This is a genomic window from Corynebacterium sp. UMB8791 (assembly GCF_054166365.1).
In genome coordinates this window covers 1-349 of sequence record NZ_JBSZCG010000030.1, presented here as the reverse complement: position 1 = coordinate 349, position 349 = coordinate 1, and the positions used below count along the sequence as shown (strand labels likewise).

The 349-nt window shown below is 63.6% G+C and carries 1 pseudogene; it reads left to right on the top strand.

Annotation, left to right across the window (positions count from 1 at the left end):
* A pseudogene (locus ACXIUA_RS00645) lies at positions 1-349 on the top strand (transcription termination factor Rho); the annotation flags it as partial.

The window sequence follows — 349 nt, the reverse complement described above, 5'->3', positions numbered from 1 at the left end:
ACACCGCTGTACCCGAACCAGCGCCTGCGCTTGGAGACGGACCCGACGATCCTCACCACCCGCGTCATCGACCTGATTATGCCGATTGGTAAGGGCCAGCGCGCGCTCATCGTCTCCCCGCCGAAGGCCGGTAAGACGACGATCCTGCAGAACATCGCCAACGCCATCGCCACGAATAACCCGGAGTGTTACCTCATGGTGGTCCTCGTGGACGAGCGCCCCGAAGAGGTCACGGACATGCAGCGCAGCGTCAACGGTGAGGTCATTGCCTCCACCTTCGACCGCCCTCCGTCAGAGCACACCTCGGTAGCAGAGCTGGCTATCGAGCGCGCCAAGCGCTTGGTGGAGC